This window comes from Campylobacter taeniopygiae (assembly GCF_005406225.1).
In the GTDB taxonomy this organism is placed as follows: Bacteria; Campylobacterota; Campylobacteria; order Campylobacterales; family Campylobacteraceae; genus Campylobacter_D; species Campylobacter_D taeniopygiae.
On record NZ_NXLY01000006.1, the window covers coordinates 40,196 to 56,207 of the forward strand.

Genomic DNA, 16,012 nt, shown 5'->3' on the forward strand with positions numbered 1-16,012 from the left:
ATTATTATGCAAAATAAGATCTAATTTGCTCTATCCAAGCATCGATTCTTGCTTCTGTTTGATCTTCTTGATTGTCATTATCTAAAGCAAGACCTACAAATTTATCATTTACAACAGCATCACTTGCCTCAAAACTATAGCCATCAGTTGAAACCTCTCCAACTAAATTAGCACCTGCATTTTTTAAATTTTCAGCTAATTTTCCCATACCGCCACAAAAAGTATCAGAATAACTTTCGCTATCACCCATACCAAAAACAGCTACTGTTTTACCGCTAAGGCTAAGTCCTGAAAAATCAAAACCATCCCAATCATCTTGCAAATCTCCACTTCCCCAAGTTGATGTTCCACAGATTAGTTTATCATAAGAATTGATTTTAGCTGCATCAATATCTGCAATATTTAATACATCACTGATTCCCAATTTTGAAGCGATCATATTCGCTGCACCTTCGGTGTTACCCATAGCACTTCCATAAACTACTGCTACTGACATTTATTTCTCCTTATAAGTTGATTTGATATTTTATACGGAACTAATTTTACCATAGTTTTGTTTAAATCATACAAAAAATGTTTTATTTCAATAAAATGTTTAAAATTTTCATTGCGAGGGCAAACAATGTATAATTTTTCAAAATTATTTTTTTCAACAAAAGTTGATATTTTTTGAATTTCATTTTCAATTTCTAAATTATAGATATCAATTTTCTTACAAAGCGCCCAAATAGCAAATTTTTTATTTACCACAATAATATTTCCCTGCTGATCAATCATCTCATCTGGATTTTGCCTAGAAATTTTATCATACACATAATCACTAAATAAACTTTGCGCATCAAAATATAATCCATTGCGATAAAATTTTAGAATTTGATTTAAATTGTATTTTTTTAAATTTCTTGTTTGAAAAATCAATCTTCTTTCTTGAAATTCATTCCATTTAAAAATAGTTTTAATTTTTCCAAATTTTGCTTTGGAAATATCTTTTATAAAATTATCAAAAGCTTCTTGAATACTTTTGGCTTGTTTTCCATAAATAAGAGGAATTTTCATCTCATCTTCTACGCAAGAATTATATTGAATTAAAAAAGTCATTATAAGATCTTTTTTATCTAAAGAACGATAGATTTCAGGAATTATTTCTCTATTTTTTTCAAAACCAAACAACATTAAAATCCTTTAAAATCGCACATTTCTTTATTTAAATTAAAAATTTTACAATACTCGCAATACACACAATTGACACTTCTTTTAGCACAAACTAATGGAATTTTTCTTTTTTTAGCCTCGTTTTTAATTTTTCTCATGGTATTGTGATTTAAAAAACTTGTCAGCATAACTATACACTCTGTATCACAAGGAATAGGTTTGCGATTAACTCTATTTTCATTGCGCGCGTCCCAATGTTCAATTTTCTTAGCACCCAAATCATGCAAAACAGCCTTTATAGGAGTAATTTCATCCGCACCGATAACTAAAACCGACATATATCCTCCTTATATATTTTGATAATTATTATTATAATATGACTTAACTAAATTTATTTTGAAATTTATTATCAAAATAAATTTTATTTCAAAATTTGTCAATTAATTAAGTTAATTTTAATTTTTATTAGAATACAATTTATCAATTAATAAAAATTATTATTTAGGAGAAATTAAAAATGAAAAGAATGACAAATGATTTTGGAAATATTATCGCTGATAATCAAAATTCTTTAAGTGCTGGTGCAAAGGGACCTTTACTTTTGCAAGATTATTTATTGCTTGAAAAACTTGCGCATCAAAATAGAGAAAGAATTCCTGAACGCACAGTACATGCTAAAGGTAGTGCAGCTTATGGGGAAATGAAAATCACTGCTGATTTATCCGCTTATACCAAGGCTAAAGTCTTTCAAAAAGGCGAAGTTACTCCGCTCTTTTTACGTTTCTCAACAGTTGCGGGAGAATTAGGTGCTGCTGATGCTGAACGCGATGTTCGTGGCTTTGCTGTTAAATTTTATACCAAAGAAGGTAATTGGGATCTAGTGGGTAACAATACTCCAACTTTTTTTATCCGCGATGCGTATAAATTTCCTGATTTTATTCACACTCAAAAAAGAAATCCTCGCAGTAATTTAAGAAGCAACAATGCTGCTTGGGATTTTTGGACTCTATGCCCTGAAAGCTTACATCAAGTTACTATACTTATGAGTGATAGAGGAATTCCTGCAACTTATCGTCATATGCATGGTTTTGGAAGTCATACTTATAGCTTTATCAACGATAAAAATGAAAGATTTTGGGTTAAATTCCATTTTAAAACCTTACAAGGAATCAAAAATCTTAGCAATAAAGAAGCGCAAGAATTGATCGCCAAAGATAGAGAAAGTCATCAAAGAGATCTTTACAATGCTATTGAAAAAGGCGATTTTCCAAAATGGAAAGTCCAACTTCAAATTTTAGCTGAAAAAGATACAGATAAACTTGGATTCAATCCTTTTGATTTAACAAAAATTTGGCCACATAGTGTTGTTCCTTTAATGGATGTTGGAGAATTGATTTTAAATAAAAATCCACAAAATTATTTCAATGAAGTCGAACAAGCTGCTTTTAGTCCTAGCAATATAGTTCCTGGAATAGGTTTTAGTCCTGATAAAATGCTCCAAGCTAGAATATTTAGTTATCCTGATGCGCAAAGATATAGAATAGGTACAAATTATCATCTTTTGCCCGTTAATCGCCCAAGAAATGAAACAAACACTTACAATGTAGCTGGAGCAATGAATAGCGATAGCTATAAAAATAAAGAAGCTTATTATGAGCCAAACAGTTATGATGATAGTCCAAAAGAAGATAGAAGTTATCTCGAGCCTGATTTATTTTTAGAAGGATCAGCACAAAGACATGCCCCGCTTGATGAAGATTTTTACACCCAACCAAGAGCTTTATTTAATCTTATGAATGAAAACCAAAAAGAACAACTTTTTGAAAATATTGCTAATTCCATGGAAGATGTTAATGAAAAAATTATAGATAGAGCTTTAAAGCATTTTGAAAAAATTTCACCTGATTATGCCAATGGGGTTAAAAAAGCTTTAAAAAAATAATTTTTACTTACCGCCTTAGGCGGTAAAATAAAGATTATTAATTTTAAGGAAAAAAGATGACAACTCTTAGTATAGAAGAAGAAAAAAGATTTGAGCAATTATGCAATATGGCTTTTAATTTTGCTAGAAATAATGACCATAAAAATCTTAAAATAATGATAGAAGCAGGATTAAATGTCAATCTAAAAACTCATAAAGGCGATACCTTACTTATGTTAGCCGCTTATAATAACTCTTATGAAAGCGCAAAAATGCTTTTAGAAAAAGGTGCAAAGGTTGATGAAAAAAATGATCGCGGACAAACCCCGCTTGCTGGAGTTTGTTTTAAAGGATATTTACCTATGTGTAAGCTTTTGGTAGAACATGGTGCAAATATTGATGAAAATAATGGATTGGGTATGACTCCTTACACCTTTGCTTTAATGTTTGGACGCAAAGAAATTTCAGCCTTTTTGTTAAAAAATTCTAAAAAAAGTTTCTTAAAGAAAATTTCTTTTGCTGTATTGAATTTCATAAAAAGAAAATGATTATTTTTTAAACTTTTTTAAATACCTATAAACGCTAGGTTCTGAAATTTTTAAAAATTTTGCAACGATAGATACAGCACCTTTGATATTAAAAATACCCTTTTCATAAAGGGTTTTTGCGATTTCTTCTTTTTGAGTAATGCTAAGTTGATAATTTGAATTTAAATAACTCATATCAATATTTTGAGCTAAAATTTCTTCTATAGATCGACTCAACGTTTCTACATTGGCCAAACCATTAATTTCTAAATTACTGCTTTCATCTTGGTTTAGAAATTCGTCCATATCGTCTAATTTTTCTATATCTATGATTTTGCAAATTACCTCTCTTATAACGCTTGTATCATGATTTATACATAAAATTCCCACGAGTTTATCAGCGTTTTTTATAAAAAAAGTCGAACCTCTTACGAGTTTATTTTTTCCAATTAAAGCCTTATAATCATGTAAAAAATCTTTGTTTAAATAAGCTTTTTTTTGTATAAGTTCGCTTGCAAAAGCACTCAAAGGAGATTCTAGGGTTCTACCGCTAATATGATTATTTTCAATAGCAGCGATATAAGCACCTTTTTTATCTATGACATGAAAAACAACTTCGTATTGTTTGCCTAAAACTTGCCCTAAAAATTTTGTTAATTTGATAAATTGTTCCTTCTGTTTTTCATCCATAAGCTTTCCTTTAAAAAATAAATAATATTTTATTATCATAATAATAAAATATTGACAAATTATTCTTAAAATGATAATATTCTATTATAACAATAATAATTTAATACTCAAGGAGAAAAAAATGTCAAATTATCCAAAAGCTATTGGACCTTATTCAGCTTATAGAGAGGCTAATGGGTTGTTATTTATTTCAGGACAACTTCCTATAAATCCTAATTCTGGAGAAATAGAAAGTGAAGATATAAAAGAACAAACCAAACAATCGTTAAAAAATATTGGAGCCATTTTAGAAGAAAATGGAATTTCTTACGATAAAGTATTAAAAACAACTTGCTTTTTAGCTAACATCTCAGATTTTACTGCTTTTAATGAGGTTTATTCTGAATTTTTTCAAGCTCCCTATCCTGCAAGAAGTGCGTTTGCAGTTAAAGATTTACCAAAAGGAGCAAAAGTGGAGATAGAAGTTATCGCTTTAAAAGGATAAATATGCTAGGTCTTGGTTTTTCACTTTTAAGTATTTTTTTACTTATTTTCATGCTTTATAAAAAAGTCAATGCCCATATGGCATTGCTTTTAAGTGGATTTTTTTTACTTGGCATAACAACAATTACTTCGTTTTTAATCCGTATATTTCCAGAATCAAATATTCAAATAAGTTATCCTCACATTTATACTTATTTAAAAAGTATAGATTTTTATAAATTAGGGCACCCTATCCTTGAAAAAGGATCTTTAAATTTAGGTTTTTTTAATATTTTTGAAGTTTTTAATCAAACTTTATCAAGCACTTTAGCAGGTCTTGGGCTTACTTTGATGTGTATAGCAGGTTTTTCTGCTTACATGGATCATGTTGGTGCTTCTTATGCTCTTTTTAAAGTTTTTGAAAAACCATTAAAAATGGTAAAATCACCCTATATTTTGCTTATACTTGCATATTTTATTTCTCAATTTTTGGTTCTTTTTATACCTTCTCATGCTGGTTTAGCGCTTTTGTTAATGGTAACTATGTATCCGATATTGGTTAGAACGGGAGTTTCCAAACTTTCTGCTTTAAGCGTCATTGCAATTTGTCAATATATCGATCATGGGCCTGGAAGTAGCAATGTCATCATGGCTTCAAATGTAGCTAAGATCGATCCTGCATTCTATTTCGTTCATTATCAGCTTCCCACAACTTTACCCATCATTATAGCTGTAGGAATTTCTATTTATCTTTGCAATTATTTTTTTGATAAAAAAGAACATTTTGTTTTCGATCCTAAAAAAGTTGAAGAAGAACTTAACGAAAATAAAGCAAAAGAAGTCAAAAAACCACCTAGAATATATGCTCTTTTACCTATCGTACCTTTAATTTTAATCCTAGGTTTTAGCTCTGTACTTGATAGTATTTTGGCTTTATTACAAATTCATTATCAATCAAGCATTAAAATCAATGTTTCTGTTGCTATGATGATTTCAACTTTTATAGCTATTGTTTTTGAGATGATACGCTATAAAAGCGTTATTGAAACTTTAAATTCAATAATGATTTTCTTTAAAGGCATGGGACATTTGTTTGTGATTACAGTTTCGCTTATTGTTTGCGGTCAAGTATTCGCTAGCGGACTTTTATCGGTTGGTTTTGTAGATACTTTGATAGAAATTTTAAAAAATGCAGGTTTTGGAGCACTAGCTATTATTGTTGTTATTTCTATACTTCTCGCTTTTTGTGCTTTTTTAATGGGGTCTGGAAATGCGGCATTTTTCAGTTTTGCTTCACTTATCCCAAATATAGCAAAGCATTTTGGAGTTGAAACCATTTCCATGATAGCGCCTATTCAAATCATGACAGGTTTTGGAAGATGTGTCAGCCCTATTGCTCCTGCAATTTTAGCTATATCTGCCATGACAAAAGTTAGTCCCTTTGCAGTGATAAAAAGAACAGCTATTCCTATGCTAGTAGCAAGTATTGTAAATATCATAATGACTTATATTTATCTTTAAAAAGGAGAAAAAATGAAACCAAAAACTAAGTTAATCCATCAAGGAAGAGGCGATCAAAATGCTGAAGTAAGATCAGTAAATCCAACTTTAATGCGTGCATCGACTATACTTTTTAAAGATCATGCAACTTGGCAAAAATATAGAGAATTAAGAAAAACTGAAAGAGTTTTAAGCTATGGAGCAAGAGGTACAGCTACTAATTTTGAACTTGAAAAACTCATTTGCGAATTAGAAGGTGGTTATAGAGCTCAGCTTTTTCCTACTGGACTTGCAGCCTTGGCTATGGTACTTTTAAATTATGCAAGTAAAAACGCACATTTTTTAATTACGGATGCAATTTATGGACCGGTTAGAACCATTTGTGGCAAATTTTTAGAAAAAATGGGAGTTGAGGTTGATTTTTTAAAGGCTGATGCAAGTGATGTGGAAGAAAAGATTAAAACCAATACTAAACTTATTTTATGTGAAAGTCCAGGATCTATACTTTATGAAATCATTGATTTGCCAAAGCTTTGTAAAATCGCACATTCTCATAATATCCCTGTTGCCATTGATAATACTTATTCTAGTGGATATTTTTTAAATCCTTTAGAACTTGGAGTTGATATTTCTGTTATCGCAGCAACAAAATATCTAAGCGGACATTCAGATGTTACCATGGGTATAGTAGTTTGCAATCAAAAAGAATGGAAAAATTTCAACGAGCTCCCAGAAGCTTTTGGTTTTACTACAAGTCCTGATGATGTGTATCTAGTACTTAGAGGCATGAGAACTTTAGATGTGAGAATGAAAGCCCATGAAAAAAGTGCTGATGAAATAGTTGAATTTCTAAAAACTAGAAAAGAAATTAAAACTATTTTTTATCCAAAACTTAAATCTCACCCAAATCATGAAATTTTTATGCGCGATCATAAAGGAAGCAATGGAATGATCACTATAGAATTCAATGATGGATATAATCAAAATGATGCCATTGCTTTTGTGGATTATTTAAAATATTTTTCTATAGGAGCAAGTTGGGGTGGATATGAAAGCTTAGCTACGGTAACAACCCCTCCTAGAACCGCAAGTGATTGGAGTAAGAGAGGTCCATTTGTGAGATTTCACATAGGATTAGAAGATGCTAAAGATCTTATAGCTGATTTAGAACAAGCTTTTGAAAAAATTAAAAAGGAGAAAAAATGACTGGAATAAGTGTATTTGATCATAAATTATTAGCAGACTCTTGGAGTACTCAAGAAATGCGTGCTGTTTTTTGCGAAGAAAATCGCATTCAAAAATGGCTTGATGTTGAAGCAGCTTTAGCAAAAGCTCAAGCAAAACTTGGAATCATCCCTAAAAAAGCAGCCGATGAAATTGCTAAAAAAGCATATTATAAATTTATGGACATGGAATTTATTTTTGCAGAATTTAAAAAAACAAAGCATCCCCTAGTCCCTACAGTAAGAGGTTTAGAAAAAGCTTGTAAAGATGATTTGGGCGAATTTGTTCATTTTGGAGTTACCACCCAAGACATCATTGATACAGGCATTGTATTGCAATTTAAAGAAGCCATGCAAATTATTAAGCAAGAATTAAAAGCTATTGCAAAAGCCTTAGTAAAACTTGCTAAAACTCACAAAAATACTGCGATGATGGGAAGAACTTTGGCTTTGCAAGCCTTACCAATAACCTTTGGACACAAGGTTTCTATTTGGCTTAGCGAACTTGATCGTCATTTTGAAAGAATATTAGAACTTGAAAAAAGACTTTATGTTGGAAGTATCGTAGGGGCTGTTGGAACTAAAGCAAGCTTAAGCGAAAAGGCTAATGAAGTTGAAAAACTAACTTTAGAAAATTTAGGTCTTTGTGTGCCAAATATTTCTTGGCAACCTGCACGCGATCGTTTTATAGAATTAGGATATGTTTTAGGTAACATCAATGCAACTTTCAATAAAATCGCTCATCAACTTCTTATACTTTCACACAATGAAATTGATGAAGTAGCAGAACCTTTTGGAAAAGGTCAAGTAGGATCTAGTACTATGCCTCATAAAAGAAATCCTGCAGTCAGCGAAAATGCTGTTACGGTAAGCAATGCTTTAAAAGCAAATTTAGCCATACTTAGCGATATAGAAAGACACGAACACGAAAGAGATGGGCAGGTTTGGAAAATGGAATGGAAGCTTTTGCCTGAAATGTTTTTAATGCTTTCTGTAGTTTTAGCTAATATGAAATTTGCTTTAAGTGATTTAGAAGTTAAGAAAGATAAAATGCTTAAAAATTTAAATACTCTTCATGGTTTTGTTTTAGCAGAACGTGTTATGTTTGCTCTAAGTGATCACTATGGCAAACAACATGCCCATGAAATCGTTTATGAAAACGCTATGTTAGGTATCGAAAAACAAAAAACCTTCAAAGAAGTTTTACTAGCCGATAAAAGAGTTTCTAAGGTTTTAAAAGAAAAAGAAATTGATGCTTTGCTTGACGCAACTACTTACGTAGGTTATGCACCAAAACTTGTGGATGAATTTTTAGCAAAAATCAAAAATAGTGCTATTTTGAAATAGGAAAGCAAATGTTTTATAGTGAAAAATTAGCTGAATTTATTATGAAATTACATTTTGATGATATACCTCAAAATGTAATTTGCAGAGCTAAAGAACTCATGCTTGATAGCTTTGGGACAGCCTTAGCTGCCCACAAAGAAGAATGTGTTTTAAATGCTTTAAATGCTTTAAAAACCGAAGGAAATACGACCGTTTGGGGACAAGAGCAAAAAATAGATGCCATTAATGCAGCCATGCTTAATTCAATCGCTTCCCATGCTCTTGATTTTGATGATACTCACACAGAAGCGATTTTACATGCTAGTGCTTTTTTAACTCCACTTTGCTTAAGCTATGGTTTTAGTGTTTGCAAAGACGCAAAACAAATTTTAAAAGCTTTTATTATTGGTTGGGAAATAGCCGCTAGAGTGGGTATCGCAAGTAAAGGAAGTTTTCATAAACGTGGTTTTCATACAAGTGCTATTGCTGGAATTTTTGGAAGTGTAAGTGCAAGTGCGGTTTTGCTAAATTTAAACAAGGAGCAAATTATCAATGCCTTGGGTCTTGCTGGAAGTTTTGCAAGTGGAGTGAATGAATTTTTATCCAATGGATCTAATTCTAAAGTTTTACATTTAGCAAATGTTGTAAAAAATGGTATTTTGGTTGCAAATTTAGCTAAAAATAATATGAGTGGGCCTTTGAGTATTTTTGAAGGAAGAGATAATATTTTTAAATGCTTTGGCATAGAAGAAAACTCAGATAAAACAGAACTTGATAAAGCTTTAGGTCAACTTTGGCAGATCATGCAAGTTTCTATCAAACCTTATCCAAGCTGCCATTTTACGCATGGTTTTATTGAGTGTGCTATTTCTTTAAAAAATGATGGTTTAAAAGCCGATGAAATAAAAAATATCCATTGTTTTGTTGATGAGGTTCCTATTTCTTTTGTTTGTGATCCAATTGAAAAAAAATATCAACCAAAAACTGCCTATGAAGCTAAATTTTCCTTACCTTTTTTAATGGCTTTAGGTTTTTTTGATGGTAAAATTACATTAAATTCTTATGAAAATTTAACGCGTAAAGAACTTATAAATTTTGCACAAAAAATCACTTATGAGAAAAAACAATCTACAGGATTTCCAAAATATTTTCCAGGACATATAAAAGTAACTTTGCAAAATGGACAAGTCATTCAAAAAGATGTTTTTATTAATAGAGGAAATTTTGATAACCCTTTAAGCTTTGAAGAATTAAAAGAAAAATTTTTAAACAATGCCAAAATGAGCCTTACAGAAGAAAAAGCTCATAATGTGCTAAAACAAATTATGAATTTAGAAAATCAAAAAGATTTTACACTCTAGTTAAAGGCTTTTGTTTAAAAAACAAAAGCCACTTATAGATTAACAATTTTTGGATTGTTAAATTCTAGCACATCCTTAACGCTCTGTTCAAAAGCTTTTAAAACACTAAAAGCAATGCCTTCAAAATCAAGCCCACCGCAAAGATAAATTAAAGGCATACGAAAAGATTTACTTACATCAAGCTTAGGTTTTTCACCACTTAAATTTAATTTAAAATCATAAGGACTAGCGTGTTTAAAAGTATAATTTTGCGCTGCATTTAAAAAATCTTCTTTATTTTTTAAAAACTCTCCCTTAGCTAAAATAAAATTAATTTCAAGGTATTTCCAAAAATCACTTGAAATATTTGAGCTTTCGTCAAAATTTTTCTCTATAAAGGCATAGTTTGCTTCAAAACTTTTTTTATAATTTTCAACCAATAAAGCTCCTAATTTATTTTTAGCTATATTTTGCAAAATTAGCTTTATATTGGTTTCAAATTCAAAATCTATACTCGATAAAGTCTTGATTTGCTCTTCTAAAATAAATTGAGTTGAGAAATCTTTATTTTGCAATTTTGCATAAGAAAAAATGTTTGCCATAGGTTTTTCATAATTGCCGAATTCATCCCAAAAATTCTTTTCACTACATGCGATACAACCATGCCCAGAGGCAACTGGCCAAGAGGTTTTAGAATTAAATTTCACTTTTGGACAATTATTGTAAGTATAAGGACCCTTGCAACCTATTTTAAAAAGACAGGCTCCATTTTTAGCTGCTTCATCATCAAAATGTTCTGCAAAAATTCCGCTTTCAAATTTAGCTTTTCTTTCACACATATCATGCAAACATTTACCATATGCCCATACAGGACGATTTTGCTCATCTAATTCCGGAAGAATTCCAAAAAGTGCAAAAAATGCCAAATTTGCAACAATATTTACATCGCTTGGAGGACATCCTGGGATATTAACCACTTTTTGAGTTAAGACTTCAGAAATTCCACAAGTCTTACTAGGATTTGGATATGCGGCTTGAATCCCTCCATAAGAAGAACAAGTTCCAATTGCATAAATAGCCTTAGCTTTTTTAGCTAATTTTTGTAAAATTTCATAACCACTTTCAGCGTTAGCACCTATAGTTAAGAAAAAGGTATCAATCGCAGCAACTCCACCTTCAACAGCCAAAAGAAAATCTTGATCTAAAATATCTTCTATAAGTTCTTCGGCTTTTGTTCCATTTGCAGCCATCAAAGTTTCGTGATATTCTAAAGAAAAAAAATCAAATATAAATTCATCAAAACTCGGTAATTCAGAACGCAATAAACTCTCACTGCAACCGGTGCACTCACAAAGATGAAGCCAAACTACTTTCATTTTTGGAGCGATTTCAAAAAATTGTTTAGCCAAAGATGGAATTTCATTTCCTAAAGATAAATGCTTAACAATAGTTTTTACACTTTCTTCATTGATAATCTTCTCATCTTTTAAACCTGAATTTTCAATTTCAACTATACGATTTTGAAGTATTATTTTTAATTCTTCATTGCTAAGCTTTGCCATGTTTTATCCTTTTATATTATCCCAGCAAAGAACAGTATTACCCTGTTCATCTTTTTCAACATCACCCATTCCCATAATATTATATCCTGCATCTACATAATGAATTTCTCCACTAACCCCACGAGATAAATCGCTGAGTAAATACATCGCTGAATTTCCAACATCTTCTATACTAACATTGCGTTTTAGTGGTGCATTGACTTCATTATATTTTAATATCATTCTAAAATCCCCTATTCCACTAGCGGCTAAAGTTTTTATAGGACCTGCTGAAATAGCATTTACACGAATTCCTTTAAGACCTAAATCTCTTGCTAAGTAACGCACAGAACTTTCAAGTGCTGCTTTTGCTACACCCATAACATTATAATGCGGTACATATTTTACCCCGCCAAGATAACTTAAAGTCAAAATAGAAGAATTCTCATTCAAAACGGGTAAAACCGCACGGGTTAAAGAAAGTAAAGAATATACAGAAGTTCCCATTGCTATATCAAAAGCTTCTTTTGAAGTTTGTAAAAAATCATTTTCCAAAGCTTCTTTAGGAGCGTAAGCAACTGCATGCACAAGAAAATCAATATTTCCCAAATCTTTTTTAATTTTATCTCCGATACTAGATAAATGTTCTTCATTATTAACATCAAGTTCATAAACAAAATGAGAACCAAGTTCTTCAGCAATAGGCTCTACGCGTTTTTTCAAGGCATCGTTTAAAAAAGTAAAAGCTAAATCTGCACCTTGTTCGCGACAAGCTTTTGCTATACCATAAGCAATTGATTTATTGTTAGCAACTCCTACAATCAGACCTTTTTTACCTTTCATTATCATCTTTTATCCTTTGATTAGTTTTATAAAATTCTCAACCTTTAAAGCAGCAGAGCCTATCAAAACTCCTCCGCATTCTTTAATACTTAAAATTTCTTTTATATTGCTTTCATTCACGCTTCCACCATAAAGCAAAGGTGCTTGAGTTAAAGTGGCTAAATACTCAAGAACACTGCTAATATCTTTAATATCTGCACTTACTCCTGTTCCGATAGAATAAATAGGCTCATAAGCGATGATTAAATTTTCATATTTTAAATCAATTATATCAAGCTGGGATTTTAAAAATTCCAAGGTTTTACCTGAATTTTTTGTTGTTAAATCCTCTCCTATGCAAAAAACTATCTTAAAACGATGCTCTTTTGCAAAGTCAAACTTAGTTTTTATCAAAGCCTCATCTCCTAAAATTCGTCTTTCAGAATGCCCGATTAAAACACATTTAATGCCGAATTCGTCTAAATGCTCTTTTCCAAGTTCGCCTGTAAAAGCTCCATTAACACAAGGATAAAAATTTTGTGCTCCTTGTATAAAGTTGGTTTGAAACTCCAAAAAAGCAATACTAGGTGGAAAAACGATAATATCATCACATTTTGCACCCATGGTCTTATTTAAGACGTCAGCATAATTTTTAAAACTTGCCCTAGTATGATTACACTTTAAATTTGCAGCAAAAATCATTTAATTCTCCTTTGCTCTTAAAACCTTAATACCTGGAAGTTCTTTACCCTCTATAAGCTCAAGAGAAGCACCTCCACCTGTTGAAATAAAAGTCATTTCATCCGCATCACCAGCACGTGCAACCACATCAGCCGTATCTCCTCCGCCTACAACAGAAGTAGCGTGTCCCTCGCTGATGTAATGACTCATTTTTATACTGCCTTTTGAAAATTTATCAATTTCAAAAACACCCATTGGGCCATTCCACCAAATTGTTTGTGCATCAGAAATCGCTTCTTTAAAAAGCCTTACGCTAGCAGGTCCGATATCTAGTCCCATCCAACCGCTAGGAATTTCTTGAACGGGTGAAAATTTCATAGGCGCTTCTTGAGAACAAGAAGGAGCGGCAACAACATCTACAGGTAAATAAATTTTCACTCCTAAATTCTTGCCCTTAGTTAAAATTTTATGCGCTTCTTCTAAAAGCTCTTCTTCTAAAAGCGAATTTCCCACATCATATCCTAAAGCTTTTAAAAAAGTAAAAGCCATACCTCCGCCAATAATCAGCTTATCAACCTTAGGAAGCAAATTTGTCAAAGCTTGTAATTTTCCACTCACTTTAGAACCCCCTACGACTGCAACAAAGGGACGTACTGGACGTTTAATCAAATTGATCGCAAAGTCAATTTCTTTTTGGAGTAAAAATCCCGCTCCTTTATGATCTTCATCAAAAAATTCAGTGATAGCTTCAACACTCGCATGTGCTCTATGGCAAACCCCAAAGGCATCATTGATATAAATTTGTGCCATAGAAGCAAGCTCTTTGGCTAAATTTTTGTCGTTTTTAGTTTCACCTTTTTCAAAACGTAAATTTTCAAGCATTAAAATTTGACCCGCTTTCAAGGTAGAAACTTTGTTTTTTGCATCATCTCCGATAACATCTTTAGCCATTATGATTTCTTTATCCAAAAGCCTTGATAATCGCTTAGCAATAGGATCTAAAGAATATTTAGAATTAAGTTCTTTTGGGCGGCCTAAATGTGAAGCTAAAATAATACTACAACCACGATCTAAACAATATCTAATAGTAGGAATAGCTGAACGAATACGTCTATCATCTGTAATATTTAAAAAATCATCTTGAGGAACATTAAAATCACATCTTATAAAAACTTTTTTATGATCTAAGTCAAGATCTTTAATAGAAATAATGCCATTCATTTTAATTCCTATTTGCAATATAAACGGCCATATCAACTAAACGACTTGAATAACCCCATTCATTATCATACCAAGCAATCACTTTTATCAAATCATCTGCTATAACTTGAGTCAAATCACTGGCTACAATCGCACCATAAGAACAAGTGATAAAATCACTTGAAACACGCTCTTCATCATCCACCATTAAAAGACCTTTTAAATTTGAATCCGAAGCCTTTCTAAAAGCGTCATTAATTTCTTCTTTTTTAGCTTTACGATCAAGCAAAACAGTTAAATCAACGCTTGATACATCAACAACTGGAACACGCATACTTTGGCCATGAAGCTTTCCATCAAGCTCTGGCATAACAAGTTTCATGGCCTTAGCAGCGCCTGTAGAAGTTGGGATAATATTTTGCGCTGCAGCACGTGAGCGACGCTTATCTCTAGCTTTAGCATCAATAATACTTTGTCCATTAGTATAAGCATGTATAGTTGTCATAAGGCCTTTTTTGATCCCAAAATTATCTTGTAAAACTCTACAAACTGGCCCTAAGCAATTTGTAGTACAACTTGCATTGGAAATAATTTTTTCGCCGTGATAAAGATCAGAATTAACACCTAAAACATAAGTAGGGGTATTATCCTTTGCGGGAGCACTCATTATAACTTTTTCTATGCCCATGTTTAAAAATTCTTGACATTTTTCTGTTGTTAAATGCGCTCCTGTGCATTCTAGAACAATTTGGGCTCCATATTTTGCAAAATCAAGATCTTTAACACTGCGACTTTTAAAAACCTTGATTTTTTTATTATTGATTATTAAATCATCACCTTCGCTTTCTACACTTCCTTTGAATTCTCCATGGACCGTATCATGTTTAAAAAGATATTTTGCAAGCTCTATATCGGTAGTATCGTTAATCGCTACAAGCTCTATATCATTCCTTTGTAAAATTATCCTCGCAACGCATCTGCCTATGCGTCCAAAACCATTAATAGCAACTTTTACGGCCATTTTATTTTCCTTTGCAAATTTTTTATGTTAATATTCTACTAAAAAAAGGTTAAAAAATAGATGAAAATCGCACTTTTTGGGGGCAGCTTTGATCCACCGCACAAAGGGCATGATGCTGTCATAAAAGAAGCTTTAAAAACCATTGACATTGATCAATTAATTATCATGCCAACTTTTATTAATCCATTTAAAAAAGGATTTTTTGCTGATGAGGAAAAAAGATTAGAATGGGTGATCAAACTATGGGGAAATTTAGACAAAGTAAAAATTTGTGATTTTGAAATCAAGCAAAAACGCCCAGTTCCAAGCATAGAAAGTGTAGAATATCTTTATAAAATTTATAAGCCAAGTCAATTTTATTTTTTAATTGGTGCTGATCATTTAGAAAAACTCCATCTTTGGCATCAATTTGAAAAATTAGCTTCTTTGGTTGAATTTGTCATCGCTAAACGAGATAATATAGAAATTCCAGAACAATTTAAAGATTTAAAAACCGATATTAAAATAGCCTCTTCGTTTATAAGAAACACCCTAAATACTGATGAAGTGTGTGAAAAAATTAAAGATGAAGTGCGAAATTATTATAAAAAATTTCAAAAAAATTGA

At 31.5% G+C, this 16,012-nt stretch carries 17 protein-coding genes; 8 read left to right on the forward strand and 9 right to left on the reverse strand.

The window, feature by feature from the left end:
* Positions 1 to 4 precede the first annotated feature (4 nt).
* Genes CQA75_RS03985 through CQA75_RS03995 form a run of 3 tightly spaced genes read right to left on the reverse strand, consistent with a single transcriptional unit; the run spans position 5 to position 1,490 of the window.
* Positions 5 to 496, reverse strand: coding sequence for a flavodoxin (locus CQA75_RS03985; protein WP_137623761.1), 492 nt, complete (start codon positions 494 to 496; stop codon positions 5 to 7).
* The gene (locus CQA75_RS03990; RefSeq protein WP_137623762.1) at positions 487 to 1,173 is read right to left on the reverse strand and encodes a hypothetical protein; all 687 of its coding nucleotides are present in this window, start codon (positions 1,171 to 1,173) and stop codon (positions 487 to 489) included. The genes CQA75_RS03985 and CQA75_RS03990 overlap by 10 nt, the downstream gene beginning before the upstream one ends.
* Positions 1,173 to 1,490: a DUF2325 domain-containing protein gene (locus CQA75_RS03995; protein WP_137623763.1), complete on the reverse strand. Its 318-nt coding sequence runs from the start codon at positions 1,488 to 1,490 to the stop codon at positions 1,173 to 1,175. Before CQA75_RS03995 ends, CQA75_RS03990 begins: the two co-directional genes overlap by 1 nt.
* A gap of 179 nt (positions 1,491 to 1,669) precedes the next feature.
* Between CQA75_RS03995 and CQA75_RS04000 the strand changes: the two genes are divergently transcribed.
* On the forward strand, positions 1,670 to 3,094 hold the full coding sequence (locus CQA75_RS04000) for a catalase (RefSeq protein ID WP_137623764.1): 1,425 nt from the start codon (positions 1,670 to 1,672) through the stop codon (positions 3,092 to 3,094).
* Positions 3,095 to 3,150: 56 nt separating this feature from the next.
* Positions 3,151 to 3,621 (forward strand): Cj1386 family hemin-binding protein, encoded by a 471-nt coding sequence (locus CQA75_RS04005; protein WP_137623765.1) that lies wholly within the window; start codon positions 3,151 to 3,153, stop codon positions 3,619 to 3,621.
* Here the strand turns inward: CQA75_RS04005 and CQA75_RS04010 are convergent, their stop codons facing one another.
* Positions 3,622 to 4,290: a helix-turn-helix transcriptional regulator gene (locus tag CQA75_RS04010; protein ID WP_137623766.1), complete on the reverse strand. Its 669-nt coding sequence runs from the start codon at positions 4,288 to 4,290 to the stop codon at positions 3,622 to 3,624.
* A gap of 121 nt (positions 4,291 to 4,411) precedes the next feature.
* On the opposite strand from CQA75_RS04010, the gene CQA75_RS04015 reads away from it, so the two are divergent.
* The 5 genes from CQA75_RS04015 to CQA75_RS04035 are packed head-to-tail and all read left to right on the forward strand — an operon-like array spanning position 4,412 to position 10,162.
* Positions 4,412 to 4,774, forward strand: a complete 363-nt coding sequence (locus tag CQA75_RS04015) for a RidA family protein (protein ID WP_137623767.1) — start codon at positions 4,412 to 4,414, stop codon at positions 4,772 to 4,774.
* Positions 4,775 to 4,776: 2 nt separating this feature from the next.
* Complete coding sequence (gene dcuC, locus CQA75_RS04020) at positions 4,777 to 6,273, forward strand: C4-dicarboxylate transporter DcuC (protein WP_137623768.1); 1,497 nt, start codon at positions 4,777 to 4,779, stop codon at positions 6,271 to 6,273.
* A gap of 12 nt (positions 6,274 to 6,285) precedes the next feature.
* Positions 6,286 to 7,458, forward strand: coding sequence for a cystathionine beta-lyase (gene metC, locus CQA75_RS04025; RefSeq protein ID WP_137623769.1), 1,173 nt, complete (start codon positions 6,286 to 6,288; stop codon positions 7,456 to 7,458).
* Positions 7,455 to 8,822 carry an adenylosuccinate lyase gene (gene purB, locus CQA75_RS04030; RefSeq protein WP_137623770.1) on the forward strand — a complete coding sequence of 456 codons (1,368 nt, stop codon included), beginning with the start codon at positions 7,455 to 7,457 and terminating at the stop codon, positions 8,820 to 8,822. Before metC ends, purB begins: the two co-directional genes overlap by 4 nt.
* A gap of 8 nt (positions 8,823 to 8,830) precedes the next feature.
* Complete coding sequence (locus CQA75_RS04035) at positions 8,831 to 10,162, forward strand: MmgE/PrpD family protein (protein WP_137623771.1); 1,332 nt, start codon at positions 8,831 to 8,833, stop codon at positions 10,160 to 10,162.
* 32 nt (positions 10,163 to 10,194) lie between these two features.
* Here the strand turns inward: CQA75_RS04035 and CQA75_RS04040 are convergent, their stop codons facing one another.
* Genes CQA75_RS04040 through gap form a run of 5 tightly spaced genes read right to left on the reverse strand, consistent with a single transcriptional unit; the run spans position 10,195 to position 15,406 of the window.
* The gene (locus CQA75_RS04040) at positions 10,195 to 11,703 is read right to left on the reverse strand and encodes a hydrogenase small subunit (RefSeq protein WP_137623772.1); all 1,509 of its coding nucleotides are present in this window, start codon (positions 11,701 to 11,703) and stop codon (positions 10,195 to 10,197) included.
* Between the two features lie 3 nt (positions 11,704 to 11,706).
* The gene (gene fabI, locus CQA75_RS04045; protein WP_137623773.1) at positions 11,707 to 12,531 is read right to left on the reverse strand and encodes an enoyl-ACP reductase FabI; all 825 of its coding nucleotides are present in this window, start codon (positions 12,529 to 12,531) and stop codon (positions 11,707 to 11,709) included.
* A gap of 3 nt (positions 12,532 to 12,534) precedes the next feature.
* The gene (locus CQA75_RS04050) at positions 12,535 to 13,206 is read right to left on the reverse strand and encodes a triose-phosphate isomerase (protein WP_137623774.1); all 672 of its coding nucleotides are present in this window, start codon (positions 13,204 to 13,206) and stop codon (positions 12,535 to 12,537) included.
* Entirely contained in the window at positions 13,207 to 14,406 is a 1,200-nt protein-coding gene (locus CQA75_RS04055) for a phosphoglycerate kinase (RefSeq protein WP_137623775.1), read from the reverse strand.
* Between the two features lies 1 nt (position 14,407).
* On the reverse strand, positions 14,408 to 15,406 hold the full coding sequence (gene gap, locus CQA75_RS04060; protein WP_137623776.1) for a type I glyceraldehyde-3-phosphate dehydrogenase: 999 nt from the start codon (positions 15,404 to 15,406) through the stop codon (positions 14,408 to 14,410).
* A gap of 60 nt (positions 15,407 to 15,466) precedes the next feature.
* Here gap and nadD point away from each other — a divergent pair, with 60 nt between their 5' ends.
* Positions 15,467 to 16,012 (forward strand): nicotinate (nicotinamide) nucleotide adenylyltransferase, encoded by a 546-nt coding sequence (nadD, locus tag CQA75_RS04065; protein ID WP_137623777.1) that lies wholly within the window; start codon positions 15,467 to 15,469, stop codon positions 16,010 to 16,012.